The sequence below is a fragment of the Priestia sp. 53B2 genome (genome assembly GCF_056099005.1).
Genome location: NZ_JBLZXA010000110.1, coordinates 1 through 241, shown reverse-complemented (window position 1 = coordinate 241; position 241 = coordinate 1). Strand labels below are relative to the sequence as shown.

General features: G+C 57.7%; 3 tRNA genes. All 3 read right to left on the bottom strand.

Annotated features, from left to right (window positions below):
• Positions 1-76: transfer RNA gene (locus ACN6NE_RS31370), tRNA-Ala, on the bottom strand.
• 5 nt (positions 77-81) lie between these two features.
• Positions 82-158 (bottom strand) — tRNA-Pro (locus tag ACN6NE_RS31365).
• 4 nt (positions 159-162) lie between these two features.
• A tRNA-Arg gene (locus ACN6NE_RS31360) sits at positions 163-239 on the bottom strand.
• Positions 240-241: the final 2 nt, after the last annotated feature.

The following is a 241-nucleotide window of genomic DNA, read 5'->3' as shown; positions in this document are numbered from 1 at the left end:
TGGTGGAGCCTAGCGGGATCGAACCGCTGACCTCCTGCGTGCAAGGCAGGCGCTCTCCCAGCTGAGCTAAGGCCCCATAAATGGTCGGGAAGACAGGATTCGAACCTGCGACCCCTTGGTCCCAAACCAAGTGCTCTACCAAGCTGAGCTACTTCCCGTTTATGGCGCGCCCGAGAGGAGTCGAACCCCTAACCTTTTGATCCGTAGTCAAACGCTCTATCCAATTGAGCTACGGGCGCTT